This is a genomic window from Methylobacterium sp. 285MFTsu5.1 (assembly GCF_000383455.1).
Classification (GTDB): Bacteria; Pseudomonadota; Alphaproteobacteria; order Rhizobiales; family Beijerinckiaceae; genus Methylobacterium.
Genome location: NZ_KB911290.1, coordinates 1 through 26323, shown reverse-complemented (window position 1 = coordinate 26323; position 26323 = coordinate 1). Strand labels below are relative to the sequence as shown.

Sequence of the window (26323 nt, the reverse complement as noted above, 5' to 3'; positions counted from 1 at the left end):
CTGTTTGCGCGCCGTGACGCGACCGCCTATGTCTGCCGGTCCGTGCCCGTACGATGCGGACCACGCGCGGCGCCGAGACCGCCGAAATCCCAGCTGGGACCCTTTGGGACGCCTGAGATGACCGAGATGACCGGGAGCCGCCTGCGGGGCTCGCTCACCGCGCTTGTGACGCCCTTCCGCGACGGGGCCTTCGACGAGGCCGCCTTCCGGAAGTTCGTGCGCTGGCAGATCGAGCAGGGCAGCCACGGCCTCGTGCCCACCGGCACCACCGGCGAGAGCCCGACCCTGACCCATTCCGAGCACGACCGGGTGGTCGAGGCCTGCATCGACGAGGCGGGCGGGCGCGTGCCGGTCGTGGCGGGCGCGGGCTCCAACTCCACCGCCGAGGCGGTCGAGCGGGCGCAGCACGCCGAGCGCGCGGGCGCCGACGCCGTCCTGGTGGTGACGCCGTACTACAACAAGCCGACGCAGGCGGGCCTCTACGCCCACTTCAAGGCCGTCAACGACGCGGTCGGCATCCCGATCATCATCTACAACATCCCGCCGCGCTCCGTCGTCGACATGAGCGTCGAGACGATGGCCCGGCTCTTCGAGCTGAAGAACATCGCCGGCGTGAAGGACGCGACCGCCAAGATCGACCGCGTCAGCCAGCAGCGTCAGGCCATGGGCGCGAGCTTCGTCCAGCTTTCGGGCGAAGATGCGACGGCGCTCGGCTACAACGCCCACGGCGGCCACGGCTGCATCTCGGTGGTGGCGAACGTCGCCCCGCGCCTCTGCGCCGACCTACAGGAAGCGACGCTCGCGGGCGACTACGCCAAGGCGCTGGCCCTCCAGGACAGGCTGTTCCCCCTGCAGACCGGCCTGTTCGCCGAGGCTAACCCGGCGCCGGTGAAGTACGCGCTGTCGCGGCTCGGCCACATGACCGACGAGCTGCGCCTGCCGCTGGTGCCGGTGACCGAGCCCACCAAGCGCATCGTCGACGACGCCCTGCGCCACGCCGGCCTGCTGGTCGACTGAGGGAAGTCACGCATCATGGCCCCGAAACCGGAGCCCAGTCGGCGCATCGTCGCCGACAACCGCGCCGCGCGCTATCACTACACGATCGAGGACACGCTCGAGGCCGGCATCGCGCTGACCGGCACCGAGGTGAAATCCCTGCGCGGCGGCAAGGCGACGATCGGCGAGGCCTATGCCGGACCCTCCGGCAACGACCTGATGCTGTTCAACGCCTACATCCCGGAATACCTGGAGGCGAACCGCTTCAACCACGACACCAAGCGCCCGCGCCGCCTGCTGCTGCACCGCCGCCAGATCAACAAGCTGATCGGCGCGACCCAGCGCCAGGGCTACACGGTGGTGCCGCTGAAGATCTACTTCAACGACAAAGGGCGGGCGAAGGTCGAGCTCGGCCTCGGCAAGGGCAAGCAGGCCCACGACAAGCGCGAGGCGGTCAAGGAGCGCGACTGGCAGCGCGACCGGGCGCGGCTGCTGCGCGACCGGGGCTGAGGCCGGGCCGTCATCGCGAGCGCAGCGAAGCGACCCAGGGCAGCGCGACGTCCGCGGGCGTGGTGCCGCTGGATTGCTTCGCTCCGCTCGCAAAGACGATCGTTCCTACAGGGGGCGCGCGCAGGCCGTGATGCGCTCGCCTTGCGCTGACCGCGCGATGTCACAAGATCCCGGATTAGCCGGTGCGGCGTCCCGAGCCTGCGATCCTGCGGAGCGACCCATGCCCTCCACCCACGATACCCTGCCCGACGACCTGCCGGTCCCCGTCGACGACGGCGCGGCCGATCACCTGCGCGGGATGCGCCTGCCCGACGTGGCGCTCACCGCCACCAACGGCCGCACGGTCTCGCTGGCGCGGCTGCCGGGCCGCACCGTGGCCTACGCCTACCCGCGCACCGGCGAGCCGGGCCAGCCGGGCCTGACGCCCGACTGGGACGCCATTCCCGGCGCCCGGGGCTGCACGCCGCAGGCCTGCGATTTCCGCGATCACCACGCCGCGCTGACGGCCCGAGGCGTCGCCCAGGTCTTCGGCCTCTCGACCCAGACGAGCGCCTACCAGCGGGAGGCGGCCGAGCGCCTGCGCCTGCCCTTCCCGCTGCTGGCCGATCCGCACCGGGCCTTCGCGATGGCGGCGCGCCTGCCCACCTTCGAGGCCGGCGGCCAGGTGCTGCTGCGCCGCCTCACCCTGGTGATCGACGACGGCGTCGTGAGCGAGCTGTTCTATCCGGTCTTCCCGCCGGACCGGAGCGCCAGGCAGGTCCTCGACTGGCTCGACGGGGGCAGCGCCTGAGGCGCTACTCCTCCTCGGCCTCCGGCTGGCGGATGCCGTAGCGGTTCTCCAGGCCCGGATTGGCCCTTCCCTCCCCGCGGTAGCGGGTCGGCGCCTCGCCGGAGGCCCGCGCCGGGCGCTCGCCGGGCTCGCGCCCGATCCGGCCCGCGAGGCTCGCGAGGTCGACGAACTCGTCGGCCTGCCGCCGCAACTCGTCGGAGATCATCGCCGGCTGGGTCTGGATCGTGGAGATCACCGTCACCTTCACGCCGCGCCGCTGCATCGCCTCGACGAGCGAGCGGAAATCGCCGTCGCCGGAGAACAGGATCATGTGGTCGATGTGCGGGCTGAGCTCGAGGGCGTCGATCGCCAGCTCGATGTCCATGTTGCCCTTGTACTTCCGCCGCCCCATCGAGTCCGTGAACTCCTTCACGGGCTTGGTCACGACGCGGTAGCCGTTGTAGTCGAGCCAGTCGATCAGCGGCCGGATCGAGGAGTATTCCTGATCCTCGATCATGGCCGTGTAGTAGAATGCCCGCAGGAGGTTCTCCCGCGACTGAAATTCCTTGAGCAGCTTCTTGTAGTCGATGTCGAAACCGAGGGCCTTGGTGGTGGCGTAGAGGTTGGCGCCGTCGATGAAGATGGCGCTGCGCTGGGTGACTGGCATGAACAGGTCAGGTCCCGAAAAATCGTGGGTGACAGGAAATCGTCTGAACAATCGGTCAGGGTTCGCCCGAGGCGAAAGGCCGGGGCGCGTGGCCGGGACGGTGCGCCGCGATCGCGGCCGCCGCGCTCTGCAAACCGGGGTGGACCGGCGCGGTCGATGACCCGCGCCACCGACGCCCCGTCCGCCGGACCATTCGTTTCAAACGGGTCCGTGTCAAGCAGAGCACGGGATTGTGCGGTCGTGAAAAACTGAACTCTCGGGGCGGATTAATTGACCACGACAGGGCTTCGTCGTGAAAATGGTGGTTTACGTAAGTTGATCCTGTAAACCTCAGATGCGCCGCGCGCCCCGCCCCTCGACCTCAGCCGTTCACGCGCTCGACGCTGTTGACCGGGCGCTTGCCGCGCAGTTCGGCGATGATCGCGTTGAGATGCTGGAGATCCCAGACCGACAGGTCGATGGTGATGTCGGTGAAGTCCTGGGTTCGCCGCTTCATCGAGATGTTGTCGATGTTGCCGTCGTGGTCGGCGATCACCTGGGCGATCTGGGCGAACACCCCGGGCTCGTTGATCGACTTGAGCGCCAACCGGGCGGGGAATCGCTCGCCGCCGAGCGCCTCCGTGTCCCAGCGGACGTCGAGCCAGCGCTCCGGCTCGTTGTCGAAGGCCGCGAGTGCCGCCGACTGGATCGGGTAGACCGTCACGCCGACGCCGGGGGTCAGGATGCCGACGATCCGGTCGCCCGGGACCGCGCCGCCGTTCGGCGCGAAGGTCACCGGCAGGTCGCCCGCGAGGCCGCGGATCGGGATGGCGTCGCTGCGATCCGCGCCCTCCCCCTCCTTGCCGCCTTCCTTGCCGCCCTCGGCGCCCGGGAAGGTCAGCCGCATGGTCTGGTCGGAGGAGCGCACGAGCCGGCCGGCGCCGCTGGCGGCGCCCTGCGCGGCGGAGGGCCGGCGCTCGTCGCGGTGGTCGGGATAGACGGCGCGGACGACGTCGCCCGAGAACATCTCGCCCCGCCCCACGGCGGCGAACACGTCCTCGGTCGTCGCGCGGGCGAGCCGCGGCAGGGCGCCCCGGAGCTTGTCCTCCGAGAAGGTCTTGGCGGCGCGCTCGAAGGCCCGGTCCAGGATCTGCCGTCCGAGGCCGGCATATTGCCGCCGCACGGCGGTGCGGGTCGCCCGCCGGATCGCCGCGCGGGCCTTGCCGGTCACCACGAGGGATTCCCAGGCCGCCGGGGGCGAGGCCCCGTCGGAGCGGCTGATCTCGACCTCGTCGCCGTTGGCGAGTTCGTGCAGCAGCGGCGCCATCCGGCCGTTGATCTTGGCGCCCACCGCGGTGTTGCCGACGTCGGTGTGGACCGCGTAGGCGAAGTCGATCGGCGTCGCGCCGCGCGGAAGGGCGATCAGCCGGCCCTTCGGGGTGAAGCAGAACACCTGGTCCTGGAACAGCTCCAGCTTGGTGTGCTCCAGGAACTCCTCGGGGCTGTCGCCCTCGGCGAGGAGCTCGATGGTCCGGCGCAGCCACTGGTAGGCGCCGCTCTCCGCGGCGAGCCGCGGATGCACGCTGCCCTCGGCGCGGGCCGGGTCCTTCACCAGCTCGGTGCCGATCTCCTTGTAGTGGGCATGCGCGGCGATGCCGTACTCGGCGATGTCGTCCATGGCGCGGGTGCGGATCTGCAACTCGACGCGCTGGCTCTTCGGCCCGATCACCGTGGTGTGGATCGAGCGGTAATCGTTCTGCTTCGGGGTCGAGACGTAGTCCTTGTACCGGCCCGGAACCATCGGCCAGCTGGTGTGGACGATGCCGAGCGCCGCGTAGCAATCCTGCACGGTGTCGACGACCACGCGGAAGCCGAAGATGTCGGAGAGCTGTTCGAAGGCGACGGACTTGCGCTCCATCTTCGACCAGATCGAGAACGGGCGCTTCTGCCGGCCGCTGACCTCGGCGGTGATCCCCTGCGCGCCGAGCTTCTCGGTCAGCACCTGCGCGATGGTCTCGACGACGCTCTCGGACTTGGCGGAGAGCCGCGTCAGGCGCTGGGTGATGGTGGCGTAGACCTCCGGCTCCAGGTTGCGGAAGGCCAGGTCCTCCAGCTCCTCGCGCAGCTCCTGCATGCCCATGCGGCCGGCGAGCGGCGCGTAGATGTCCAGGGTCTCCTGCGCGATGCGGTGGCGCTTGTCCTCCCGCATGTGCTGGAGGGTGCGCATGTTGTGCAGGCGGTCGGCGAGCTTGACCAGCAGCACCCGGACATCCGCCGCGACCGCGAGCAGCAGCTTGCGGAAGTTCTCGCCCTGCGCGGCCTGCTTGGAGACGAGGTCGAGGCGCTTGAGCTTGGTCAGGCCGTCGACCAAGGCGCCGATCTCCGGCCCGAACAGCCGGCGGATCTCCTCGAGCGTCGCCTCGGTGTCCTCGACGGTGTCGTGCAGCACCGCGGCCACGATGGTGGCGTCGTCGAGGTGAAGGTCCGTGAGGATCGCCGCCACCTCGAGGGGGTGGGCGAAGAACGGATCGCCCGAGGCGCGCTTCTGCGTGCCGTGCGCCTGCATGGCGTACACGTAGGCGCGGTTGAGCAGCGCCTCGTCGGCGGCCGGGTTGTAGCGCTTGACCCGCTCGACGAGCTCGTACTGGCGCATCATCCGCCGGGACGGGGCCGGCGCGTCCGGGGTCGTGCGCGGGGTCTGGATCACGCGCGATTGTTCCGCAACCGCCGGGACGGCGCCAGCCCCCGGCGGCGGGGCCGCGCCGGATGCCGGCGGGCCGGCCACGGAACGAGAGAACCCGGCGTCTCCGCCGGGTCCGGTCTCTGTCAGGTCGCGCCCATCCAGGCCCACGTGTCCAGGCTCACTCGCCCTCGTCGTCGGTCTCGACCGGCGGGGCGAGGTTCTCGAGGCCGCGCAGCAGGTCCTCCTCGCTCATGCGGTCGAACTGGACCGCCGCGTCGTCGCTGGAGGATTGCGGCGCCACCGCGGCGGCGGCCGGCGAGCTCGACAGCAGCGGCACGGTCTCGGCCTCGGGCTCGTCCACCTCGACGTACTTCTGCATCGAGTGGATCAGCTGCTCCTTGAGGTCGTCGGCCGTGATGGTCTCGTCGCCGATCTCGCGCAGGGCCACGACCGGGTTCTTGTCGCGGTCGCGGTCGATGGTCAGCGGGGCGCCGGCGGCCAGGAGGCGGGCCCGGTGGCTCGCCAGCAGCACCAGCTCGAAGCGGTTCTCGACCTTCTCGATGCAGTCTTCGACGGTGACGCGCGCCATGCGGGGCGGCTCCTTGGGCTTGAGCGACGGGTGATGTCGGGTATGGCGCCACTCTACACCGGATGCCGTTGTGCAACAAGCACAGCGGGTTGCGCGGGGCGCGCGTCCGGCGCGAACCCGGCGCGCGTCCGGCGGGCGTGCCGGTCCGGTCGGGCCGGACGCCGAGGGGCCGAACGCCGAGGAGCCGGAGGACCGCGTCGCTGCGGCATCATGGTGCGGCGCATTGTTGACACCCAGCGCCGCGGGTGCGAGTGCGCGCGCCATTCCAGAGTTTCGGCCGACACGGGCGGCGCTCGCGCGCCGCGCGGCGCCGGCGACCAGGACGCAACATGCGCGCACTCATCTTTCCGGGCCAGGGCAGCCAGGCGGTCGGCATGGCGCGGGACCTCGCCGAGGCCTTCCCGCAGGCCCGGGCCGTGCTCGACGAGGTCGACGCCGCCCTGGGCGAGAACCTGTCGCGGCTGATGTTCGAGGGGCCGGTCGAGGCGCTGACCCTCACGACCAACGCCCAGCCGGCCCTGATGGCGGCGAGCCTCGCGGTGCTGCGCGTGCTGGAGGCCGAGCGCGGCCTCGACCTCGGGCGCGACGTCGCCTGCGTGGCCGGCCACTCGCTCGGCGAGTACGCCGCGCTCGCGGCCGCGGGCAGCCTCACCGTCGCAGACGCCGCCAGGCTGCTGCGCCTGCGCGGCGAGGCCATGCAGGCGGCCGTCGCACCGGGCGCCGGCGCCATGGCGGCGCTGATCGGCACCGATCTCGAGGCCGCCCGGTCCGTCGCCGAGGCGGCGGCCGACGAGGCCGGCGACGGCGCGGTCTGCGACGTCGCCAACGACAACGGCGGCGGCCAGGTGGTGCTCTCCGGCGACCGCGCGGCCGTGGAGCGCGCCGTCGGCATCGCCACCGGCCGCGGGATCAAGCGCGCCGTGATGCTCAACGTCTCGGCGCCGTTCCACTGCCGCCTGATGGCCCCGGCCGCCGAGGCCATGGCCCGGGCGCTCGCCGCCGTCGCGCTGGCGGCCCCGCGCGTCACCCTCTACGCCAACGTCGCGGCCGCCCCGGTCACCGATCCGGAGGCGATCCGCGCGGCCCTGGTCGAGCAGGTCACCGGCACCGTGCGCTGGCGCGAGAGCGTCGCCGCCATGGCGGCCTCCGGCGTCGACCGGTTCTACGAGCTCGGCGCCGGGAAGGTGCTGACCGGCCTCGTCAAGCGCGTCGCCCCCCAGGCGAGCGCCGCCGCAATCGGCACCCCCGCCGACGTCGCCGCCTTCGCGCTCTGACCCGCGCGCTCTGATCCGACGGAGTCCCGCATGTTCGATCTCACCGGCCGCAAGGCCCTCGTCACCGGCGCGACCGGCGGCCTCGGCCAGGCGATCGCCCGGGCCCTGCACGCGCAGGGCGCCACCGTGGCGCTCTCGGGCACGCGGCCCGCGGCCCTGGAGGCGCTCGCCGCCGAGCTCGGCGAGCGCGCGAGCCCCGTCGCGGCCGACCTCTCCGACAAGGACTCGGTCGAGGGCCTCGTCCCGGCCGCCGAGGCCGCGATCGGCCCGCTGGACATCCTCGTGAACAATGCCGGCATCACCCGCGACAACCTCTTCATGCGGATGAAGGACGAGGAGTGGGAGCAGGTGATCGCCGTCAACCTCACGGCCGCCTTCCGCCTGTCGCGGGCCGCCGTGAAGGGCATGATGCGCCGCCGCTCCGGGCGGATCGTCAACATCGGCTCGGTGGTCGGCAGCACCGGCAATCCCGGCCAGGGCAACTACGCCGCCGCCAAGGCGGGGCTCGTGGGCATGACCAAGGCGCTCGCCGCCGAGGTCGCCTCGCGGGGAATCACCGTCAACTGCATCGCCCCGGGCTTCATCAGCTCGCCCATGACCGACGCCCTCAACGAGAAGCAGCGCGAGGGCATCCTCGCCCGCGTGCCCGCCGGGCGGCTCGGCGAGGGGTCGGAGGTCGCGGCGGCCTGCCTCTACCTCGCCTCCGCGGAGGCGGGCTACGTCACCGGCCACACGCTGCACGTGAATGGCGGGATGGCCATGTACTAAGGCGCGTATACCGGTTCCCGGCCGGCGGGAACGGCGCGCGAATCACCCCCGCCGACACGCAAGTGCCACACCCATGAAGGCTTTCTGAACGGGCCCTCGCCAGGGCTGGAACCCTGTGCTACCACGCCCCGCAGCCGTACAGGGGGTTGACGGTTCAGCGGGTTTTCAGTCCAAGGCCCTCCGGCGGGGGCGTCCCGGCTCACGCGCCGGTTCACCTCAGAAGCACGCGCGATCGGACACCGGCCCGTCACAACAAGCCCGCAGGGGCGCGACGCGGCCACGGCACCACCCCGAGAAGACTGACAGACCAGAAGGACGAGGACGGAAGACCGATGAGCGATATCGCTGAGCGCGTGAAGAAGATCGTCGTCGAGCACCTGGGCGTGGAGCCCGAGAAGGTGGTCGAGAGCGCCAACTTCATCGACGACCTCGGTGCCGACAGCCTCGACACGGTCGAGCTGGTCATGGCCTTCGAGGAGGAATTCAACGTCGAGATCCCGGACGACGCTGCCGAGACCATCCAGACGGTCGGCGACGCCGTGAAGTTCCTGGAGAAGAACTCCGCCGCCTGAGGCGCCGGGGACCGGGTTTGACGCGGCGCGGGTGAGGCGAAACAGCCCCCGCGCCGTTATGCGTTTCAAGGCTCGGAGTCGTGACGGGGCCCGCGGGGACCGATTCTGCCTCCGAGCGAGTTAGGACGATGCGCGACCGCGGCGGTGCCGGCGGGACGGCGCCTCAAGACGGGACAGGGCACATGCGGCGGGTGGTGGTCACGGGTCTGGGGATGGTCACGCCGCTGGGCAGCGGGGTGGAGCACACCTGGAGCCGGCTGATCGCGGGCGACAGCGGCGCCGGCCCGATCCGCGGCTTCGAATCCGCCGACCTGCCCTGCCGGATCGCCGCGCAGGTCCCGTTCGGCGACGGCACCGACGGCACCTTCAACCCCGACCTCGTGATGGAGGTGAAGGAGCAGCGCAAGGTCGACCCGTTCATCGTCTACGCAATGGCGGCGGCCGACGAGGCGCTGAAGGATGCCGGCTGGGCGCCGAAGAGCCACGAGGACCAGTGCGCCACCGGCGTGCTGATCGGCTCCGGCATCGGCGGCATCGGCGGCATCTACGACGCCTCCGTGACCCTGCACGAGAAGGGCCCGCGCCGGATCTCGCCGTTCTTCATCCCGGGCCGGATCATCAACCTCGCCTCCGGCCAGGTCTCGATCGCCCACGGCCTGAAGGGCCCGAACAACGCGGTCGTGACGGCCTGCTCCACGGGTGCCCACGCCATCGGCGACGCGAGCCGCCTGATCGCGCTCGGGGACGCCGACGTGATGGTGGCGGGCGGCGCCGAATCGCCGGTGAACCGCCTCTCGATCGCGGGCTTCTCCGCCTGCCGGGCGCTGACCACGGGCTTCAACGACACGCCCGAGAAGGCCTCCCGCCCCTACGACCGCGACCGCGACGGCTTCCTCATGGGCGAGGGTGCCGGCATCGTGGTGCTGGAGGAGTACGAGCACGCCAAGGCCCGCGGCGCGAAGATCTACGCCGAGGTGGTGGGCTACGGCCTCTCGGGCGACGCCTACCACATCACCTCCCCCTCCCCGGACGGCGACGGCGCCTTCCGCTGCATGACCGCCGCGGTGAAGCGCGCCGGAATCGCGCCGTCCGAGATCGGCTACATCAACGCCCACGGCACCTCGACGCCCATGGGCGACGAGCTGGAGCTGAAGGCCGTGGAGCGCCTCCTGGGCGACGCCGCCGCGAACGCCACCATGTCGTCCACCAAGAGCTCGGTCGGCCACCTGCTGGGCGCCGCCGGCTCGGTCGAGGCGATTTTTTCCATCCTCGTCCTGCGGGACAACGTCATCCCGCCGACGCTCAACCTCGACAATCCCTCCGTCCAGACCAAGATCGACCTCGTGCCGTTCGAGGCGAAGCGGAAGCAGGTCGACGTGGTGCTGTCGAACTCCTTCGGGTTCGGCGGGACGAACGCGTCGCTGGTGATGCGGCGGGTCGCGTAGGCGCGTCGCCGTCCGACCGCGACACCGGCCGCACCTCGTCCCGACGCTCCGACTTCCGTCCGACATGCGGAATGCGGCCTCCGAACGGGCGATCGTGCCCGCCGAGGCTGCTCCCGAAACCCGCGTCGCTGGGTCCGGATCCGTGCGCGCTGCGGGCGAGAGCCCGCGCGCACCGAGATCCTGACCTCCCGCGCGGCATCCGCGACGGCGGGCGTCTTCGAGCGCGCGCGGCGCCCGGGCCCTTCAGGATGCCGTCGTGATCGGGATCCGCGGCGGGCGCGCCGCGCGGCCCCTGACCCCGTGCCCGGCTACCATCCCCGCCGCTCCGCCTCCCCCGGCACCCGCCCCTCAGGCGTGAGCGCGTGCACCACCTCCGGCAGGGCCTGGGCGAGCTGCGACAGCAGCGTCTCGCGGTCCATCCCGGTCTGCTGCTGGAGGGTGTCCACCGTGTCGGGGCCGAGCGCCCGGGCGAGCTGGTCCGGGGCCACCGGGCGGTTGGTGCCGTGGCCGATCCAGGACTCGATCACGTCGCCGAGGCCGCCCTGGCGGAACCGGTCGACCAGCCCGTCGAGGCCGCCGAGATCCCCCTGCCCGTCCGGGGTGGCGCGGCTCGGCGGCGGGGCGTCGCCGGGGCCGTCGAGCATGCCGGAGAGGTCCGAGAAGTCGCCGGGCGGCAGGGACGGGTCCGACGGCCCGCCCGGGCCGCCGTCGCGGCGGCCGCCGTACTGGTCCCAGCCGCCGATGTCGCCGCCCTCTTCCGGAGGACGGCGCCCGCCGGCATCGGCGGGGTGCTGGCCGGGATCGCGCCCGTAGGGTCCGGCGCCGCCGGAGCGGTCGGCCTCGGGGCCGGGCTCGCCCTGGCGCCCGCGGCCGAAGATGTCGCCGAAGCCGCCGCTGGCGCCCTTGGCCAGCAGGAGCATCAGGAGTGCCTTGACCAGGGGCGACATGCCCCCGGACCCCTGCTTCTGCCCGCCGAACACCTGACCGAGCACGCCGCCGATCGCCGATTCGAGCAGTCCCATGCGCGTCTCCCCCCGTAGGCCCGGGCCGGACGGGCCCGGGCGAACAACATTCCGGGGCGGGCGCGGGTTGCCTCGCTCAGCGGGCCGGCGTCGCGAGCGCCGCCTGCGCGGTGCCGCCACCGGTCGTGGCGTCGGCGGGCTCGACCAGCGGCACCGTCGCGGCCGAGAGGATCAGTCCGGCCAGGAACAGGCCGGTGGCGGCGGCGCCGGCGCGGGGGCGCGGCAGGCGAACGGCGCGGCGTCGCGCGGGATGGGGACGGTCGACGGTCCTGGGCATCGCGGCCTCTCCGGGTTCGGGGCGGGCCCTGGGGCCCTTTCTGCCGGAAAAACGCCGTCGGGGGGCGGAGAGGTTCCCGCGCCGTCAGGTCCGGCCGGCGAGGCGGCGTCCCAGCGCCCCGAGCAGGCAGGCCGCGCAGTAGACCGGCAGCATCAGGGCCGCGCCGTCGAGCCACAGGCCGGGCAGGCCCGGCACGAACCCGGCGATCGCCGCCGCGGCCACGAGCCCCGCGACCACGCAGAGCCCCAGCGAGGCGGCGAGGCGGTCCGGCCAGCCGACCAGCGCGCCGACCACGAGGCCGAGCGCGGCCGCCCCGGCGAGCCCGGGCCAGAATCCGGCGAGCAGCAGCGTCACGGCCGTCCGGCCTCCCTGCGGGCGCGATGGTGGCGCGCGGCCGGGCGCGCGGATGGGCGCGGCCCGGCTGGCGGGCGCGCGGCGGAGCGGATCTCCCTCACGGCAGCAGCGCGAAGACGACGGGGCCGGCCGGCCCGTCCGGCCCGGCCGTGACCTGCTCCGGCCGGGCTCCGGCCTGGAGGAGGTACTCCACCACCGCCTGGGCGCGCAGGCGCGGCAGGTCGACCGGCGGCTCGTCGGGGGCCTCGGCGGGCTTCTTCGCCGCCGCCTTGCCGGGTGCGGCCGGCTCCTTCCTGGCCGCGCCCGCCTTGCTCCGATCCTTCGTCGCGTCCTTGGCCGCGTCCTTGGCCGCGATTTTGGCCGCGTGCATCACGGCTTCCTTGGGCGCCGGGGCCGGCGGCGCGGCTGTGGCCGGCTTGGCGGCGTCGGCGACCCGGGTCGGCTCGGCGGTCGCGCCCTCCCCCGGTGCCGGTCCGGCGGTCGGGGTCGCGGCCGGGGTCGCGGGCGGCTTCGCCGGGTCGGCGGGGCCGGAGACCGCGACGCGCAGCGACGGGCAGGTCTTCGCCAGGGCGGCCAGCGCGTCGAGGGTCGGGTAGAAGGCGGGCGTCAGCACGGCGCCGCCCGCGGGGAAGTGCAGGTCCGCCCCCGCCAGGGCGGCGGTGAAGTCGGCGCGGCAGGTGGCGGGGTCGCGCCGCTCCGCCGCGTCCCGCGCCGTGACGCTGGCCTGCCCGGTCCAGCCGGGGGGCAGCGCCTCGGCGAGCCGGTCGGGGGTGCGCGCGGCGCCCTCCCGGTAGAGGCTCTCGCCGGTGAGCGTCACGGCGCGGTCCGAGACCGCGACGGTCCCGTCCGCGAGGTTCGTCACCAGCGGGGCGGCGGCGGCCAGCGCGTCCCCGAGATCCGGCGGGGCGCCGTCGGCGAGGCGGGTGCGGTCGATGACCGGCTCCCGGAACAGGCGCGGGCGCAGGGCGGCCAGTACCCGCTCCCGGGTCGCGGCGTCCGGCAGGTGGCCGGTGAGGGTCACGGCGTCGGCGGTCCGGCGGATCGCCACCCGGTAGGGCGAGAGCGGCCGCGCCGTGAGCGCCACCCGCCCGGCCGCCACGCCGGCGGGCCGGCCGTCGCGCATCAGCGCCTCGGCGTCGGGGAGCGCCTGCCCGTCGATGGCGTCGCCGGTCACCGAGACCGCCCCGTCCCGGAACACGACCTGCCCGGACTGGATCAGCTCGGCGAGCTTGAACGCGAAGGCGATGAGGCTCTTCGGGTCGATCGCCGGGTCGAGCCCTCGGGCGGCCAGGAGCCGGTCCTCCACGGTGCCGCCCGCGGCGGCCTCGGTGGCGGCGCGCAGGGCGGCCTCGCGGTCGGCCGCCGAGGGGGCGAAGCCGTCGAGGACGATGCCCCGGCCCGATTTCTCCACGGCGAACCGGTACGCGGCCACCTTCGGGGGCAGGATCTCGACCCGCCCGACGCTGAACCCCTCCGGCGGGTCCGACAGGGCGGCCCGCAGGGCCTCGTAGGCCGGCACGTCGAGGGCCTCGCCCGACAGGCTGAGCACGGTGTCGCTGAGCGCCGCCCGCCCGCCCTTGGCGAGGCCGGAGAGCCGGGCCGCGAGGAACGCGGCCGCGCCGGCGAAATCCGGCGGCGCGCCCCGGGCGGCCCGGGCGGTGTCGTCGAGGCCGGTGCCGGGATCGAGGGCGCCGGCGATCCGCGCCTCCAGGGCCCGCCGGCCGATCTCCACCGGGCGGCTGCCTTCGAGGGCGATCCGGTTCTGACCCGTGCGGATCGCCGCCCACTGGAAGGGCGCGGCGGTCTCCACGATGCCGAGTTCGGAGACGATGCGGCGCGGGCCGTCGAGGGCCGCGAGGCGGGACAGCACGGTGGCGCGCTCGGCGACGTCCGGCGCCTCGCCGGCGGCCACGAGGTCGCGCCCGACGGCCTCCACGCGCAGCCACGGCTCGCCGGTGGCTGTGGCCGTGCCGGCGGCGATCGCCGCGCCCTGCGCCGCGAGGCCGTCGGCGATCCGCGGGGCGGCGTAGAGGGTCGCGCTCGCCCAGATCAGCGCGAGGGCCGGGAGGCCGGCGAGCCAGCCGGCGCCGCGCAGGCCTTGGGCGAGAGTTTCGGGCAACGGCACGGTCGCAGGTTCGGGCGCGGGTCGGGACGTGGGGGCAGGCGGATCCGGTGCCGAGAGCACACCGTCTTTCCGGCAGCATGAAGGCCGGCGGCCTCCTTTCTCCCACGGGTCAGCGCCGCGCCGCGTCCCCGCGCCGCCGGAACCGGCCGGACGCCCTCCGGTTTCCGAGCCAGACCCCGTCCCCGCTGAGGAGCGTGCCATGCGATCCATCCTCGCCGCCGCCCTGCTGCCGGCGATCGCCGTCCCGGCCGGGGCCCAGAGCCTGTCGGCATCGCTTGAGCCGATCACCCCTGTCGCCAATCCGGGCCAGCTGAGCCTCGGCGGCAGTTCCACCACCGGGCAGTTCCCGACCGTCTCGGCGCAGACCGGCGGCCTCGTGAATGCCGGCCAGCTGAGCTTCGGCGGGGGCGGCGGCGGTGGCGGCGGCCGCATCGGCGCGTCGGGCGGCCTCTCGGCCGGGACGACGCTCGGCGCCACGACCGCCGGTTCGGGCGCGACGGGCCAGCTCGGCGGCCTGGGATCCACCGCGACCGGCGGTGCCGGCGTCACCGGCACGACCCTCGGGACCGGCGGGACGATCGGCGCCACCGGTGCCCGCAGCGGCCTCAGCGGCGCGTCCCGCACGGGCCTGGGCCTGACCGCGGGGAGCCTCCTGACACCGACCCTCGGAACGGGCGGTCTCGGGGGTGGGTCGGGCCTGTCCCCCGGCCTGGGCACCGGACTCTCGGGAGCCGGCCTCGGCGCAGGTGTCGGCGCAGGTGTCGGCGCAGGTGTCGGCGCAGGCGTTGGAGTAGGTGTCGGCACGGGCCTCAACGCTGCCGGAAGCCTCGGCTCCTCGCTCGCGACCGGCTCGTCCGGCGTCGCGTCGGCCGGTCTCGGCAGCGGCGTGGCCGCGTCGGGCATCGGCGCGACAGGCGCCACCCTGTCCCCCGGCGGTCTGTTCGGGCTGTTCGGACTGTTCGGGCTCGGGACCGGAACGGCCGCGAGCGGGGCCACGGCCGCGACGGTTTCCGGGACGGGCGGCGCCGGCACGGGCGGCGCCGGGATCCCCGGGACGCCCGGGCTGCCCGCGGACGATCCCGCCCAGGCGGCCCGCACCCTGCCGACCGGCGGCGGGGCGATCGGCGGTGCCGGCATCGGCGGCGCGGCGGCCGCGCCGGTCCGGACCGGCGACCTCTGCGGCGGGCCCTTCGCCGAAGCCTGCCTCGGCCAGGGGTTCTGAGCGGCCTCAGGGGCCGGAACCGCGCCGAACCGCTGCCGTTCCTTCTGTGCCGGCACCTCGGCCGGGACAGGAGACAGAGATGAACGTCATGCTGGGCCGCGTCTCGCTCGCGGCCGCTCTCGTGATCGGCGTCTCGGGCGCTGCCCTGGCGCGCGATGCCGGGCCGAAGGCTCACGGCGCCAAGGGCACGGCCGGCCTGCACGGGATCGGCTTCAACGAGCCGAAATTCCGCTCGGACCTGCGCACCGGCAAGGAGCAGCCCTACACGTGGCCGGTGAGCGACCGCTATCGCCCAGTCTCGCAGCCCTTCTACGGTCGGGCCTACTGAGCCGCCCGGCGCACGCTCCGCCGAATGGATGAGTGGCGGCGCCCCGCTCCGCCGCGCACAACCGGGGCCGGCCCCGTTCCGTCATCGGAGCGGGCGCCAATCCGGCGATGGCCCAGAGGCACGGGGTCCGTGGCGTGCCGGCTCCCGAGGCAGGAGAGTGTGATGCATCCGCTGAACCGGCGCGTCGTCGCGGTCCCGGCCGTCGCGCTTCTGGTCGTCGCGCCCCTGCCGGGGCGCGCGGGCGAGTTCGCGCAGGTCCCGCCGGTGCCGGGCATGGCCCTGACCCTGCCCGATCCCGGCATGGCCAACGGGGCGCCCGCGCCCGCTCCGACGGCGGCACCGGCCCCCGCCGCGGCCGCGGAGCCGCCCGCTCCGGTCAGGGCGGCCTCCGTTCCGGCGGTCGAGCGCCGGTTCCGGGGCCTGGGCAGCGGGCTCTCGTCGATCGACGGGCAGCTCCCGAACCAGCGCACCGGCCAGCGTCACCAGCACGTGGTCCGCGACATCTGCATCGGCTGCTGATCCGATCCGCCTCCGGCGCGGCGCCGGCTAGTGCGGCGCCCGCGCTCGGGAATTCGCCTGGATCCAGCGCGGCGAGAGGATGTCGCCGGCCTCGGTGATGATCCAGGGTTGGGCCTCGCCGGATTCCATCGCCGCGATCGCGACGGCGAGGGCCTCGCGCAGGGTCGCGAACGGCCGCCCCTCCGCGGCGCGGGCCGGTCTGCCCTTGGGCCAGATGGTCAGTTCGGCTCGTCTGTCGAGGTCGGAGGGCGTCATCGGCGCTCTCGAGGTGCTTCGCAGGGTGCTTCGGCGGGATGTGGGCGTTCTACCGTGCCCGTGTGACGCGGATCTGGCGCCGCGGTTTCCGATTCGTGCCACGGGCCGCGACGCCAGCAACGCGCGCGCTCGCCCGGCGGTTTCGATCGGTTCGGGGGCGCGCGCGAAAAACAAATCACCCGCTCCTCAAGTTTGATTTGAGAACGTGCCGGTGGAAGTTTAGTTCATTTGCATCGAATGCATGGCGCGCGGGATCGGTGCCTGAATTCACGGCTGAGAATTCCCGGGGAACACTGCAGTACCGTGCCGTCCTGGCGATATGGTGCAATGCGAAAAACGCATGCCGCGACGCACAAATCCGTGGTCTCATGCGCTGGTCGATCGCATCCCGCGGTCGACACCGCGATCGAACCGGAGACGCACCATGCGCACGATCCTCATCCTCGCGTCGGCCGCGCTCACCTCGGCGGCCTTCACGGGCCTCGCCGCCGCCGACGACCGCCTGCACCTGACGCCGCCGCTCTATCGCGATCAGGCCCGGCCCGCCCAGCAGATCCGCACGATCCACGATCTGACCACCACGCCCCAGCCCGTCGCCGCGCCGGCGACCGTCAATCGGACGGTCTCGTCCCTCGGCCGGCCGATCGTCCAGGCCGCCGTCGAGGCGAGCCGCTGAGCCGGCTGCCGGAGACGGAGCGCCCCGGGCGGCTCCGTCTCCGGCCGACGCTCAGACGATGTGCAATTCCTGCGCGGCCACCGACGGTTCCACGCCGCGACGGATCAGGCGCCGCGTCCGCGCCCGCTGATCGCGCGCGGTGCTGAGGGCAGTCCCCGCCGCGCGGTACCCCTCGAACCACAGATCCGCCCACGCATACTGCGCCGCCATCGCGAGCAGGACGGCGTTCTCGGCCTGTCTCAGGCCCAGCCGCAGGCTCTCATCCGCCAGGCGACCAACCTCCCCGTACATCATCTCCAACTCCGCGTCCGAACACGGCCGGCAGCGCCGCGAAGGGCCGCCGGCCACCCGCCCAGAGGCCGCTCGGCTCTCCCGCTCAGTGCGACGCCGCCCCGGCAGCGTCGCGAGCGGCGGCCGCCGCTTCCCGGGCCGCATCCTGCCCTCGCACCACTTTCGTGCGGACCGTGTCGGGGGCGCGGCGCGCCGCTCCGACGACGCTTCCGAAGGCCGTCCGGGCCTGTGCGAGACCGGTCCCGGCGACGTCGCGGATCTGGGTCGGGACCTCGTGGCCCGACGACTGTGCCATGCACTGTGCCATGCGTGGTCTCCTGTCGGCCGCCATCCGGGTGCGGCCGGCCCGTTTGTGCATCGCACATGGACCGGCGTCCAGGGATCGCCCGCGCGTCGGCGCGACCGGTCAGATCTCCGTCTCGCGCCGGACGATCGCCTCTTCCCCGCTGCCCTTCTGCGCGAGGCCGACCTCGGGATCCTCGGTCGGGATCGTGGCCGGCGCCGCCTTGACGCGCTCCGCCGGAGGCTCGTCCGCCTCGCGCGCGTCCGGGCCGCGGCTCGTCGGGTCTGCGGTCTCGCGCGTCATGCGGTCTCTCCCTGCCTGCAGCCAACGCGACGGGGCGTGTGCGGGTCCCGGGGCTCCGTCACGATGGCGGGAGGCGCGACGCGGATCGCGGCTCTATATGGGAGGTGCGAGCAGGGAGAGTGGTGTGTTCACCGTCAAGGGGATTGATCCGTCCGGGCGCGTCATGACGTTCGCCTGCGGGACGGACGAGCAGGCGATGGAGAAGACCTGGGAGCTGGCCCGGCGCGGCTTCCGCGAGATCACGGTCGCCGATCCGAAGGGCAAGGAACTCTCCGCGGCCGCCTTCGAGCGCTCGCTCAACATCGACTGGGAGTGACGCGCGTCGGCAGCCCCGCCGCCCCCGACCCTGCCGACGACACTCTGGCCGCGCCGAGCGCCGGTCGACCCGAGGCAGGCGCCTGTCAGGTCGCCTCGAGTTCGCGCCAGAGGTTCGCGCGGCCCGACCGCGCCGTCTCGGGGATGTCGGTCGTGGCGCCGATCTCCTCCGCCTTGCGCCAGATGGCGCGGCAGACGAGGATCTCGCTGCTCGCATCGATGCTGAGGATGAAGCTGTCCGGAACGATCTCGGCATCCGGGAGCGCGACCCGCACGCCGCCGGCCGACCGGTCGTAGACGATGCACGGCAAGCTTCGATGCTCGTCGACCGAGATGCTGCCGGTCTCGTTGAGAAGCGTGCGTGGAGCGCTGCGTCGTTCGAACATCACCGCCTCGAGAACCTCTGCCCGACAGGATCGGTCACCCGGGTTCAAGGGCGGTTTGCGAAATGCCTCGAATTGTCGGGAAGCTGCCGTCCCTGTGAATTCTGCGCTCTTCATGCGCGCTCGGCCGGAGGCCGGATGCGCGGAGCACCGCCGCCCGCCGAGCGACCGGGGCGACGGAGCCGCAGGGACGGAGACGGCCTCGGTCGGACCGCTCGGCGCGTGTGACCGGCCTCAGGATCGACCTACTCGGTCACGACCTCGACGAGGGTGGTGAGAAAACCCAGCGCGACGGCCCCGATGCCGCCCATGAAGGCCGCATCCCACCCGGCGAACTCCCTCGACTGGGGCGCGCGCAGGAAGGCGAACAGCGTCACGGCGGCCCCGCAGACGACGAGAGCGAGGGCCAGCAGGATCGATCGAGACATGGCGTTTCCCTATGCGCCGGTCTCGCGGCCCTTGAGGGCTCTTGTAAACGGACGAGTGCGACCGGCTTGATCTGTTCAGTCTCGTCCGTCGTCGAAACATGACAGACGAGAGCGCGGTGAACAAGGTGTTCATCTGTTCTGCACTGCGGAACAGCGGCCGGAATGGCGCTCTCATCTGATCCGCACAGGACTGAAGTCGCGCGCGGCCAGGGCTGCCCTTCACGAGGGGCATCGACCGGCCGGCCGCGGGGAGTGCCCCGCCGGGACGGGATCCGGCGCGGTCAGTCGATGAAGACGCGGACGCCGTCCGTGTTGAGCAGGTCGCGCTGGTCGGCGCACCATTGCTCCGGTCCGACCGCGGCGATCTCGTCCGCGACCCGCCGGCCCTCCTCGGCGATGGCGTTCCGGGCACGCTGGTGGCCGAGGCCGGCGTCGAGGGCTCGGCGGACCGTGCGGGACAGGCCCTCGGACACCGTGTCGTCGATGGTGTAGAGCTTGCGGCAGTGCAGGACGATGCCGGCCTGCGCGCCGACGATCCGCACGAGACCCCGGATCGTCTCCGCGCGCTTGGTGTCGTCTGCCTCCTCGGCAGCCCGGGCGGTGCCCGGCACGACCGCCGTTCCCAGGAGGGCGGCGAACAGCAGGGCGCGAGTCATCCGGGGCATTCCTTCTGGCCGATGCCGGAGCCGTCTCCGGAACGCCGCACCGGGCGGGCCGCGCCCGCCCCGTCAGATCCGGCCGGTCACTTCCGGGCGGCCATCAGGTCGTGAGTCAGGACGGTCAGCTTGCCGATCAGGTTGCTGATATCGGAGCCCTTGCACGACCATTGCGTGCCGACCGCCTCGCCATCGGCCGAGACGGAGACGACCGCCACCGAGCGCAGGCGACCCTCGCGGGCCAGGGCCAGCTGATCCTGCAGCACGGCGATGATCGACGCGGTGTCCTCGTCCACGACCGCGGGCGCGATATGCGCCGGGAACGGCACGACCGAACTCGTCATCGTCTGCTCTCGCTTCATCTCGCCGATCCCTTCGGTAGCATCCTCGGGCCCCGGCGTGCGCATCAGCTTTGTGCAGAGTGTGGCAGCTTGTCCGTGTCCCGCGATGTCCTGGACGTGTGTGGCGACGATGCAACGGTCTCGGCGCGGCTCCGGACCGCGCGGCGGCACGAGGCGCCGGGCTCCGCGGCGCTTCGTTACGAGGGGGCCCCGCCGAGCGGGGCGCCCCCGGAGGTCGTCATCCTCAGGCGGCCTTGCGGCCCTTGCGCTCGCGCTCGGCCATGGCGCCGGGCTGGCCCAGGCCGATCGCCTTGGCGAGGGCGGAGCGCTGCTCGGCGTAGCTCGGCGCGACCATCGGATAGTCCGCCGGCAGGCCGTAGCGGTCGCGGTAGCTGCGCGGATCCAGGCCGTGGCTGGTCAGGTGGCGCTTCAGCGTCTTGTAGGTCTTGCCGTCGATGAAGCTGACGATCCCGTCGTGCCGGACCGACTTGCGGATCTGGGCCGCGCTCGGCTTCTCGACCTCGGCCTGCGGAACCGCCCCGATCTCCGCCGTCAGAGTCCCGGTGACGAGCCCGCTGATCGCGCCATGCACGCGCGCGATCAGGGCCGGAAGCTCCGCGGCCGGCACCGGATTGTTCGACACGTAGGCGGCGACGATATCGCCCGCCAGCTCGATGAAGTTGGAGTTGGGCCCTGTGGTTTCTTCTGACACTGTAAGATTCCTGGTGTGCCCCTCGCCCGGGATCTGCTACTTTTGAGCACTGAATGCAAGTTACAAAACCGTTGGCGGGCCGCTTCCGGTGCATGATCGGGGTGCCCGCCGCGGAGATCGGCCGACCATTTCTGGCGATTTTCGGCGGAGTATTTCCGGGCGCCGTCCGAGTCGGCCTATCGACTGCGGTAGAGTTTCCGCTCTGCAGAACGACCAGAACGTGCATCTGGCGGACTTGAAGTCGGCCCGGGCCGGCCGATGGGTGTTTCCGCCGTCATCCGCGGTGACGCGGCGCCCCGGTCGTGGCATGGCGCGGCCATGCTGATGCTCGCCCTTCTCATCGCCCTGCTGGCCGTCGTGGTCGCCATGTTCGTGCTGCGGCGGTGGACCGGGCGGCTGGCCTCGCTCGCGACGCTCCTGGCCGGAGCGATCATGGTCCTGTGGCTCGCCGAGGTCGGCCTGCTTCCCGGAACGCAGGGCCCGTTGACGGCGTACCGCCCCCTCGTGCCCGGGCTCGACCGGTAACGGTTCGGTAAGCGTACCGGCGGAGCATGGGGTATGCCCACGCTCTCCGCCCCGCGCCTGCTCACGTTCCTGGTGTCGGCCGTGCTGATCGGCCTCGCCGTCGCCAGCCTCTACACGCGCATCCCGATGGTCGGAAAAACCGTCGTGGCGCACCGGCAATGGTTCTTCATCGGCGCCTACGCCCTGCTCGCCCTCGGGGTGACCACCCGCAGCCTGTAGTGGACCGCGCCGCGGTCCGTTCGCCACCGCGCGCCGCGCCGAGGAGGCCGGAATGGCCCTGAAGACCACCTACCTCGTGCAGCCGTTCGAGCTGCACCGGAATCGCCTGCGGCCGGCCCGTCAGGAGCCCGCGCAGAGCGAGTTCGGCGCCCTCAAGAAGGCGGAGGCGCTGGCCGCCCGCATGCCGGGCGCGGCGGCGCTCAGGGTCGTGGCCGACGACGAGACCGGGGAGCTCGAGGGCGTCACGATCCTCGGCCAGTTCGGGACCGTCCCGGACGATTTCGCCGAGAGCCTGCTGGGGGGCTGAGGCGGCCCGCGGGTCCCGGCTTACATCCGGCTGCGTCTGGGGGTGCGACACGGGCGACCTCCGATTGCGGCCCTCCGGAAACTACGTAGAAACAGCGGAGACAGATCCTTGCGAGCTCCGGCGCTCGCCGAGCTCGCATCCGTGCCCCGCTATTTCATCGACCTCCACGACGGCGCCAACTTGGTTCGCGACCGCGACGGCTTCGATCTTCCGGATCTCGCCGCGGCGCGGGCGCAGGCGGTGCGCATCCTGACGCGGCTCGCGCAGGGCTTGACCGATCCGATGGAGCGGCAGGATTACGTGCTCGCCGTGCGCGACGAGCAGGGCGCGGTCCGCCTGCGCCTGCGGCTCTCCTACGATGTCGAGGGCGGCTGACGGCCCGGCCGCGCGCGGGTCGGGAAAGCGGGAGATCGCATGCGACGCTCAACAGGTCTGACCGGCCCGCTCGTGGCGGCGCTCCTGCTGCTCGTCGCCGCCGGGCCGGCAGGGGCGCAGACCGCGCCGCCCCCGCCCACGGGATCCGCCGCGGCGACGGCCGACAACGCCGTGCTGCTGACGGTCTTCCTGCGCCACGACCAGTCCCGCCCGCTGGCGGAGCTGAACGCGCAACTCGCCAAGCAGGGCTTCTACAAGGCCTTCCCGCCGCCGGGCATCGAGGTCGTCTCGTGGAACGTCGTCATGGGGATCGGGCAGATCATCGTCCTGCGGCTGCCCGCCTCCCGCCTGCGCGAGGTCAACCGCGTCCTGGAGGACACCGCCTGGGGCGCGTACCGGACCGAGTTCTTCCCGACCTACGATTACAGGGCCGTGGGCCTCGCGGAGCACGAGAAGGTGCGCTGAGACCGTCCCGGCCGCCTCAGGCCGGAACCGCGCCGCCCGGACCGACCGGCCCGAGATCCAGCGCGTCGTCCCACAGGTAGGGGTGGCCGAGGCGCTTGGCCGCGTACATCGCCGCGTCCGCCCGCTCCACCAGGGCCTCAGGCCGGGTGGCGTGCAGGGGCGCGCAGGCCACGCCGATCGCCGCGCCGATGCGGATCGGCGATCCGGTCCCGAGATCGTACGGCTCGGCGAGGCGCGCCTGGAGGCGCAGGGCGAAGCCGAGGGCCGGCGCCGGCGCCGCGTCGCCGAGCAGGATGGTGAACTCGTCGCCCCCGAGCCGCGCGGCGCAATCCCCCGCGCCGAGCGCCGCCCGCAGGCGCTCGGCCAGGTGTCGCAGGAGCGCGTCGCCCACCGCGTGCCCGTGGCGGTCGTTCACCGGCTTGAAGCCGTCGAGGTCGAGGCACAGCAGCGCGCAGGGCGCGCCGTCGAGGTCGGCCAGGGTCCGGTCGAGCCGGGCCGCGAACAGGTGGCGGTTCGGCAGGCCGGTCAGCGGGTCGTGGTGGGCCATGTAGCGCAGGAGCGACTCCGCCCGGCGGCGCTCGGTCACGTCCTCCCACAGGGCGGTCCAGCCGCCGCCGGCCTGCGGGTGCAGCGTGATCGCGACCTGGCGCCCGTCCGCGAGCGTCTGGACCACGGCGTCGGTCGCGCCCCGGGCGAGGAGCCGCCGCCGCGCCGCCCAGAGGCCGCAGGGATCCCGGTCGGCCGGGACCGCCCCCGCGGCGCTCGCCGCGCCCACCGCCCGGGCATGCATGCCGGGCCGGATCCGGTTCGCGGGCGGCCCGAACAGGCGCCGGAACCCGTCGCTCACGAACAGCAGCCGGTCGGCGGAATCGAACAGGCACAGGCCGTGCGGCAGCGAGTCCAGCGCCTGGACGATGCCGGGTCCGAGCTTGCGCCCGCGGCCGAGCCCGTCCTGGCGCCGGGCGCAGGCCGCCTGCCGGTGGCGCCGCGCCAGCCTCGTCGCCGCCCTGCCCGCCTCCGCCGCCATGGCCGGTCCCCCGAAACGCCCGACAGCGTCGTCGGGCGATCGCCGGAACGTGCCGGCTCGGAAATTAGTCTCCGGTCTTCATAGAATGGGATTCCTTTCGCCAACCTTGACGAAAGTCGTGCGCGTTGAGCGATCTTCGCGGAGATTGACCATCCTCAAGTTGAGGTGGTGATCGCGGCGCGCGAACTCTGTCGGTCGACGGGTCCGCGCGGTCGGGCCGCGCCGACGTCCCGGGGGGCGCCGCGCGGCCCCCGGGACGACGTCTATCGGCGGCGCGTCAGGGCGCGTCGTGCGGGCCGTGATGGCCGTCGAGCACCGTGTCGCTGGTCGGGACCGTCGCGGCGACGGCCTCGGCGCGGCGGATGTCGGGCGCGGTCGCCTCCTCCACGAAGGCCGCCACGGCCTCGCTCAGCGGCAGCGTGCGGGTCTGCTGGCTGCCGAGCCGTCGGATCGAGACCGTGCGCTCCTCCGCCTCGCGGCGACCGAGCGCCAGCAGCACCGGCACCTTGGCGAGCGAGTGCTCGCGGACCTTGTAGTTGATCTTCTCGTTGCGCAGATCCGCCTCGACCCGCAGGCCGGCGCGCTCCAGGGTGCGGATGACGTCCCGGGCGTAGGGATCGGCCTCGCCGGTGATCGTCGCCACCACCACCTGGACCGGCGCCAGCCACAGCGGGAAGTGCCCGGCGAAGTGCTCGATCAGGATGCCGGTGAAGCGCTCCATCGAGCCGCAGATCGCCCGGTGGACCATCACGGGCGGCTTCCGGGCGCCGTCGGCGTCGATGTAGAAGGCGCCGAACCGCTCGGGCAGGTTGAAGTCCACCTGCGTGGTCCCGCACTGCCAGTCGCGGCCGATGGCGTCGCGCAGCACGTACTCGAATTTGGGCCCGTAGAACGCGCCCTCCCCCGGGTTGACCGCGGTCCGGATCCGGCCGGCCGACTGCTCCTCGATCTGCGCCAGCACGCGGGTCATCACGTCCTCGGCGTGGTCCCAGAGGGCGTCGGAGCCGACGCGCTTCTCGGGCCGGGTCGAGAGCTTCACGACGATCTGGTCGAAGCCGAAATCCGCGTAGGTCGAGAGGATCAGGTCGTTGATCTTCAGGCACTCGTCGGCGAGCTGGTCCTCGGTGCAGAAGACGTGGGCGTCGTCCTGCGTGAAGCCGCGCACGCGCATCAGCCCGTGCATGGCGCCGGACGGCTCGTAGCGGTGGACGATCCCGAACTCGGCCATGCGCAGGGGCAGGTCGCGGTAGGATTTCAAGCCGTGCTTGAAGATCTGCACGTGGCCCGGGCAGTTCATCGGCTTGAGGGCGAACCAGCGCTTGTCCTCGGCCTCCTCGCCCGCGGACTGCGCGGCGAACATGTTCTCCCGGTACCAGCCCCAGTGGCCGGAGGTCTCCCACAGGGCCTTGTCGAGGATCTGCGGGGCGTTCACCTCGGCGTAGTCGCCACGCAGGCGCCGGCGCATGTAGGCGATCAGCTCCTGGAAGATCGTCCAGCCCTTGGCGTGCCAGAAGACGACGCCCGGCCCCTCCTCCTGGAAGTGGAACAGGTCCATCTCGCGGCCGAGCCGTCGGTGGTCGCGGCGCTCGGCCTCCTCCAGCCGGTGCAGGTAATCGTCGAGATCGGCCTGGTTCGCCCAGGCCGTTCCGTAGATGCGGGTCAGCATCGGGTTGTTCGAGTCGCCGCGCCAGTAGGCCCCCGCGACCTTCATCAGCTTGAAGGCGGTGCCGACCTTGGCCGTCGAGGTCATGTGCGGGCCGCGGCAGAGGTCGAACCAGTCGCCCTGGCGGTAGATCTTCAGGTCCTCGCCCGGCGGGATCGCGTCGACCAGCTCGACCTTGAAGCCCTCGCCCTTGCCGGCGAACAGCGCCCGCACGTCCTCGCGCGTCCAGACTTCCTTCGTGAAGGGCGCGTCGCGCGCGATGATCTCGCGCATCTTCGCCTCGATCTTCGGAAAGTCCTCGGGCGTGAACGGGGTCTCGCGATGGAAGTCGTAGTAGAAGCCGTTCTCGATCACCGGGCCGATCGTGACCTGCGTCTCCGGCCAGAGCGCCTGCACGGCCTCGGCGAGTACGTGCGCGCAGTCGTGCCGGATCAGCTCCAGGCTGCGCGGGTCGGTGCGGTCCAGGAACTCGATGCGGGCATCGCGGTCGATCGGGTCGTCGAGGTCGGCGACCGTGCCGTCGAGCGCCATGGCGACGGTGCGCTTGGCCAGCGACTTGGCGATGCCCTCGACCACGGCCCGGCCGGTCGTGCCGGCGGCGATCTCCCGCGTGTTGCCGTCGGGGAAGGTGAGAATCGGCATGGTACGAGCGTCTCCGGGCTCAGTCCTGCATACGGGGCAGGTAAGCGGTTTCGAGGGAGCGGCCGTGTAGACCGATTTCTCGGGCGAGGGAACAACGGTGCGGCGCAACTTCACGCATCCCTGCCCTTCGTCCGCCGTTCGGGTGCGCGCGATCGTCCCCGCGCGCGCGTGGCGCCGGGGGCATGGCCCGGGAGGCGAGCACGAGGGACGCGGGACGCCGCGGGAACCCAGGTGTCGGCCAAGTACGCGCGGGATCCGATCCCCGCGGCGCCCCGCGGCATCGGCCGGGCATGGTCCCCGGCCGGTGCCGTCTGTCTCGTCGCGGCGTCTCCGACGTCCCGGTCCTGCGACTCCCCGT

General features: G+C 72.9%; 35 protein-coding genes. 17 read left to right on the top strand and 18 right to left on the bottom strand.

Annotation, left to right across the window (positions count from 1 at the left end; translation table 11 throughout):
* The first annotated feature begins 117 nt into the window (after window positions 1-117).
* The 3 genes from dapA to H288_RS0124420 all read left to right on the top strand — a co-directional run bounded on the left by dapA (window position 118) and on the right by H288_RS0124420 (window position 2296).
* Window positions 118-1017, top strand: a complete 900-nt coding sequence (gene dapA / locus H288_RS0124430) for a 4-hydroxy-tetrahydrodipicolinate synthase (protein ID WP_020095209.1) — start codon at window positions 118-120, stop codon at window positions 1015-1017.
* A 15-nt stretch (window positions 1018-1032) separates the two neighbouring features.
* Entirely contained in the window at window positions 1033-1506 is a 474-nt protein-coding gene (gene smpB, locus H288_RS0124425; RefSeq protein ID WP_020095208.1) for an SsrA-binding protein SmpB, read from the top strand.
* Window positions 1507-1726: 220 nt separating this feature from the next.
* A complete protein-coding gene (locus H288_RS0124420; protein ID WP_020095207.1) occupies window positions 1727-2296 on the top strand; it encodes a peroxiredoxin in 570 nt (189 codons plus the stop codon).
* 4 nt (window positions 2297-2300) lie between these two features.
* Here H288_RS0124420 and H288_RS0124415 read toward each other — a convergent pair whose 3' ends face one another.
* From H288_RS0124415 to rpoZ, 3 genes are all read right to left on the bottom strand, one after another.
* Window positions 2301-2942, bottom strand: a complete 642-nt coding sequence (locus H288_RS0124415) for an NYN domain-containing protein (protein WP_020095206.1) — start codon at window positions 2940-2942, stop codon at window positions 2301-2303.
* A 361-nt stretch (window positions 2943-3303) separates the two neighbouring features.
* The gene (locus tag H288_RS0124410; RefSeq protein ID WP_026605253.1) at window positions 3304-5577 is read right to left on the bottom strand and encodes a bifunctional (p)ppGpp synthetase/guanosine-3',5'-bis(diphosphate) 3'-pyrophosphohydrolase; all 2274 of its coding nucleotides are present in this window, start codon (window positions 5575-5577) and stop codon (window positions 3304-3306) included.
* Window positions 5578-5782: 205 nt separating this feature from the next.
* On the bottom strand, window positions 5783-6193 hold the full coding sequence (gene rpoZ / locus H288_RS0124405) for a DNA-directed RNA polymerase subunit omega (protein ID WP_010685409.1): 411 nt from the start codon (window positions 6191-6193) through the stop codon (window positions 5783-5785).
* A gap of 329 nt (window positions 6194-6522) precedes the next feature.
* On the opposite strand from rpoZ, the gene fabD reads away from it, so the two are divergent.
* The 4 genes from fabD to fabF all read left to right on the top strand — a co-directional run bounded on the left by fabD (window position 6523) and on the right by fabF (window position 10252).
* The gene (gene fabD / locus H288_RS0124400; protein ID WP_020095204.1) at window positions 6523-7467 is read left to right on the top strand and encodes an ACP S-malonyltransferase; all 945 of its coding nucleotides are present in this window, start codon (window positions 6523-6525) and stop codon (window positions 7465-7467) included.
* A gap of 30 nt (window positions 7468-7497) precedes the next feature.
* Window positions 7498-8235: a 3-oxoacyl-[acyl-carrier-protein] reductase gene (gene fabG, locus H288_RS0124395; RefSeq protein ID WP_020095203.1), complete on the top strand. Its 738-nt coding sequence runs from the start codon at window positions 7498-7500 to the stop codon at window positions 8233-8235.
* Between the two features lie 332 nt (window positions 8236-8567).
* Window positions 8568-8807: an acyl carrier protein gene (locus tag H288_RS0124390; RefSeq protein ID WP_007559070.1), complete on the top strand. Its 240-nt coding sequence runs from the start codon at window positions 8568-8570 to the stop codon at window positions 8805-8807.
* Between the two features lie 182 nt (window positions 8808-8989).
* Window positions 8990-10252 (top strand): beta-ketoacyl-ACP synthase II, encoded by a 1263-nt coding sequence (gene fabF / locus H288_RS0124385; RefSeq protein ID WP_020095202.1) that lies wholly within the window; start codon window positions 8990-8992, stop codon window positions 10250-10252.
* 308 nt (window positions 10253-10560) lie between these two features.
* On the opposite strand, the gene H288_RS0124380 is transcribed toward fabF, so the two are convergent.
* The 4 genes from H288_RS0124380 to H288_RS0124365 all read right to left on the bottom strand — a co-directional run bounded on the left by H288_RS0124380 (window position 10561) and on the right by H288_RS0124365 (window position 14030).
* A complete protein-coding gene (locus H288_RS0124380) occupies window positions 10561-11274 on the bottom strand; it encodes a YidB family protein (RefSeq protein ID WP_020095201.1) in 714 nt (237 codons plus the stop codon).
* 76 nt (window positions 11275-11350) lie between these two features.
* Window positions 11351-11551, bottom strand: a complete 201-nt coding sequence (locus tag H288_RS0124375; protein ID WP_020095200.1) for a hypothetical protein — start codon at window positions 11549-11551, stop codon at window positions 11351-11353.
* 84 nt (window positions 11552-11635) lie between these two features.
* Complete coding sequence (locus H288_RS0124370) at window positions 11636-11905, bottom strand: hypothetical protein (RefSeq protein ID WP_020095199.1); 270 nt, start codon at window positions 11903-11905, stop codon at window positions 11636-11638.
* A 97-nt stretch (window positions 11906-12002) separates the two neighbouring features.
* The gene (locus H288_RS0124365) at window positions 12003-14030 is read right to left on the bottom strand and encodes a BON domain-containing protein (RefSeq protein ID WP_106735947.1); all 2028 of its coding nucleotides are present in this window, start codon (window positions 14028-14030) and stop codon (window positions 12003-12005) included.
* Window positions 14031-14229: 199 nt separating this feature from the next.
* Between H288_RS0124365 and H288_RS0124360 the strand changes: the two genes are divergently transcribed.
* The 3 genes from H288_RS0124360 (at window position 14230) to H288_RS0124350 (ending at window position 16099) form a co-directional block, all read left to right on the top strand.
* On the top strand, window positions 14230-15252 hold the full coding sequence (locus tag H288_RS0124360; protein WP_020095197.1) for a hypothetical protein: 1023 nt from the start codon (window positions 14230-14232) through the stop codon (window positions 15250-15252).
* Between the two features lie 79 nt (window positions 15253-15331).
* Window positions 15332-15580, top strand: coding sequence for a hypothetical protein (locus H288_RS0124355; RefSeq protein ID WP_020095196.1), 249 nt, complete (start codon window positions 15332-15334; stop codon window positions 15578-15580).
* A 162-nt stretch (window positions 15581-15742) separates the two neighbouring features.
* Window positions 15743-16099 (top strand): hypothetical protein, encoded by a 357-nt coding sequence (locus H288_RS0124350; RefSeq protein WP_026605252.1) that lies wholly within the window; start codon window positions 15743-15745, stop codon window positions 16097-16099.
* Between the two features lie 27 nt (window positions 16100-16126).
* Here the strand turns inward: H288_RS0124350 and H288_RS0124345 are convergent, their stop codons facing one another.
* Complete coding sequence (locus H288_RS0124345) at window positions 16127-16354, bottom strand: hypothetical protein (RefSeq protein WP_020095195.1); 228 nt, start codon at window positions 16352-16354, stop codon at window positions 16127-16129.
* Between the two features lie 424 nt (window positions 16355-16778).
* Between H288_RS0124345 and H288_RS0124340 the strand changes: the two genes are divergently transcribed.
* Window positions 16779-17030: a hypothetical protein gene (locus H288_RS0124340; protein ID WP_020095194.1), complete on the top strand. Its 252-nt coding sequence runs from the start codon at window positions 16779-16781 to the stop codon at window positions 17028-17030.
* Window positions 17031-17081: 51 nt separating this feature from the next.
* Here H288_RS0124340 and H288_RS0124335 read toward each other — a convergent pair whose 3' ends face one another.
* The 3 genes from H288_RS0124335 to H288_RS0124325 form a co-directional block, all read right to left on the bottom strand.
* Window positions 17082-17324: a hypothetical protein gene (locus H288_RS0124335; RefSeq protein ID WP_020095193.1), complete on the bottom strand. Its 243-nt coding sequence runs from the start codon at window positions 17322-17324 to the stop codon at window positions 17082-17084.
* Between the two features lie 82 nt (window positions 17325-17406).
* Window positions 17407-17628: a hypothetical protein gene (locus H288_RS0124330; RefSeq protein WP_020095192.1), complete on the bottom strand. Its 222-nt coding sequence runs from the start codon at window positions 17626-17628 to the stop codon at window positions 17407-17409.
* Between the two features lie 99 nt (window positions 17629-17727).
* Window positions 17728-17907: a hypothetical protein gene (locus tag H288_RS0124325; RefSeq protein WP_020095191.1), complete on the bottom strand. Its 180-nt coding sequence runs from the start codon at window positions 17905-17907 to the stop codon at window positions 17728-17730.
* Window positions 17908-18031: 124 nt separating this feature from the next.
* On the opposite strand from H288_RS0124325, the gene H288_RS0124320 reads away from it, so the two are divergent.
* Window positions 18032-18223, top strand: a complete 192-nt coding sequence (locus H288_RS0124320) for a hypothetical protein (protein ID WP_020095190.1) — start codon at window positions 18032-18034, stop codon at window positions 18221-18223.
* An 85-nt stretch (window positions 18224-18308) separates the two neighbouring features.
* On the opposite strand, the gene H288_RS0124315 is transcribed toward H288_RS0124320, so the two are convergent.
* The 5 genes from H288_RS0124315 to H288_RS0124295 all read right to left on the bottom strand — a co-directional run bounded on the left by H288_RS0124315 (window position 18309) and on the right by H288_RS0124295 (window position 20742).
* Window positions 18309-18722, bottom strand: coding sequence for a PilZ domain-containing protein (locus H288_RS0124315; protein WP_244540003.1), 414 nt, complete (start codon window positions 18720-18722; stop codon window positions 18309-18311).
* 128 nt (window positions 18723-18850) lie between these two features.
* Window positions 18851-19033 (bottom strand): hypothetical protein, encoded by a 183-nt coding sequence (locus tag H288_RS0124310; RefSeq protein ID WP_020095188.1) that lies wholly within the window; start codon window positions 19031-19033, stop codon window positions 18851-18853.
* A gap of 281 nt (window positions 19034-19314) precedes the next feature.
* A complete protein-coding gene (locus H288_RS0124305) occupies window positions 19315-19689 on the bottom strand; it encodes a hypothetical protein (protein WP_020095187.1) in 375 nt (124 codons plus the stop codon).
* A gap of 86 nt (window positions 19690-19775) precedes the next feature.
* Window positions 19776-20051: a hypothetical protein gene (locus H288_RS0124300; RefSeq protein ID WP_026605251.1), complete on the bottom strand. Its 276-nt coding sequence runs from the start codon at window positions 20049-20051 to the stop codon at window positions 19776-19778.
* Between the two features lie 223 nt (window positions 20052-20274).
* Complete coding sequence (locus tag H288_RS0124295; protein WP_020095185.1) at window positions 20275-20742, bottom strand: MucR family transcriptional regulator; 468 nt, start codon at window positions 20740-20742, stop codon at window positions 20275-20277.
* Between the two features lie 318 nt (window positions 20743-21060).
* Between H288_RS0124295 and H288_RS0124290 the strand changes: the two genes are divergently transcribed.
* From H288_RS0124290 to H288_RS0124270, 5 genes are all read left to right on the top strand, one after another.
* Window positions 21061-21267, top strand: a complete 207-nt coding sequence (locus H288_RS0124290; RefSeq protein WP_026605250.1) for a hypothetical protein — start codon at window positions 21061-21063, stop codon at window positions 21265-21267.
* Window positions 21268-21300: 33 nt separating this feature from the next.
* Window positions 21301-21486 (top strand): hypothetical protein, encoded by a 186-nt coding sequence (locus H288_RS0124285; RefSeq protein WP_012318898.1) that lies wholly within the window; start codon window positions 21301-21303, stop codon window positions 21484-21486.
* Between the two features lie 52 nt (window positions 21487-21538).
* Window positions 21539-21793, top strand: a complete 255-nt coding sequence (locus H288_RS0124280; protein ID WP_020095183.1) for a hypothetical protein — start codon at window positions 21539-21541, stop codon at window positions 21791-21793.
* Between the two features lie 141 nt (window positions 21794-21934).
* On the top strand, window positions 21935-22168 hold the full coding sequence (locus tag H288_RS0124275; protein WP_026605249.1) for a hypothetical protein: 234 nt from the start codon (window positions 21935-21937) through the stop codon (window positions 22166-22168).
* Between the two features lie 39 nt (window positions 22169-22207).
* Window positions 22208-22633 (top strand): hypothetical protein, encoded by a 426-nt coding sequence (locus H288_RS0124270; RefSeq protein WP_026605248.1) that lies wholly within the window; start codon window positions 22208-22210, stop codon window positions 22631-22633.
* A 16-nt stretch (window positions 22634-22649) separates the two neighbouring features.
* Here the strand turns inward: H288_RS0124270 and H288_RS0124265 are convergent, their stop codons facing one another.
* Window positions 22650-23660, bottom strand: coding sequence for a sensor domain-containing diguanylate cyclase (locus H288_RS0124265; RefSeq protein WP_020095180.1), 1011 nt, complete (start codon window positions 23658-23660; stop codon window positions 22650-22652).
* Between the two features lie 277 nt (window positions 23661-23937).
* Entirely contained in the window at window positions 23938-25965 is a 2028-nt protein-coding gene (gene thrS / locus H288_RS0124260) for a threonine--tRNA ligase (RefSeq protein WP_020095179.1), read from the bottom strand.
* Window positions 25966-26323: the final 358 nt, after the last annotated feature.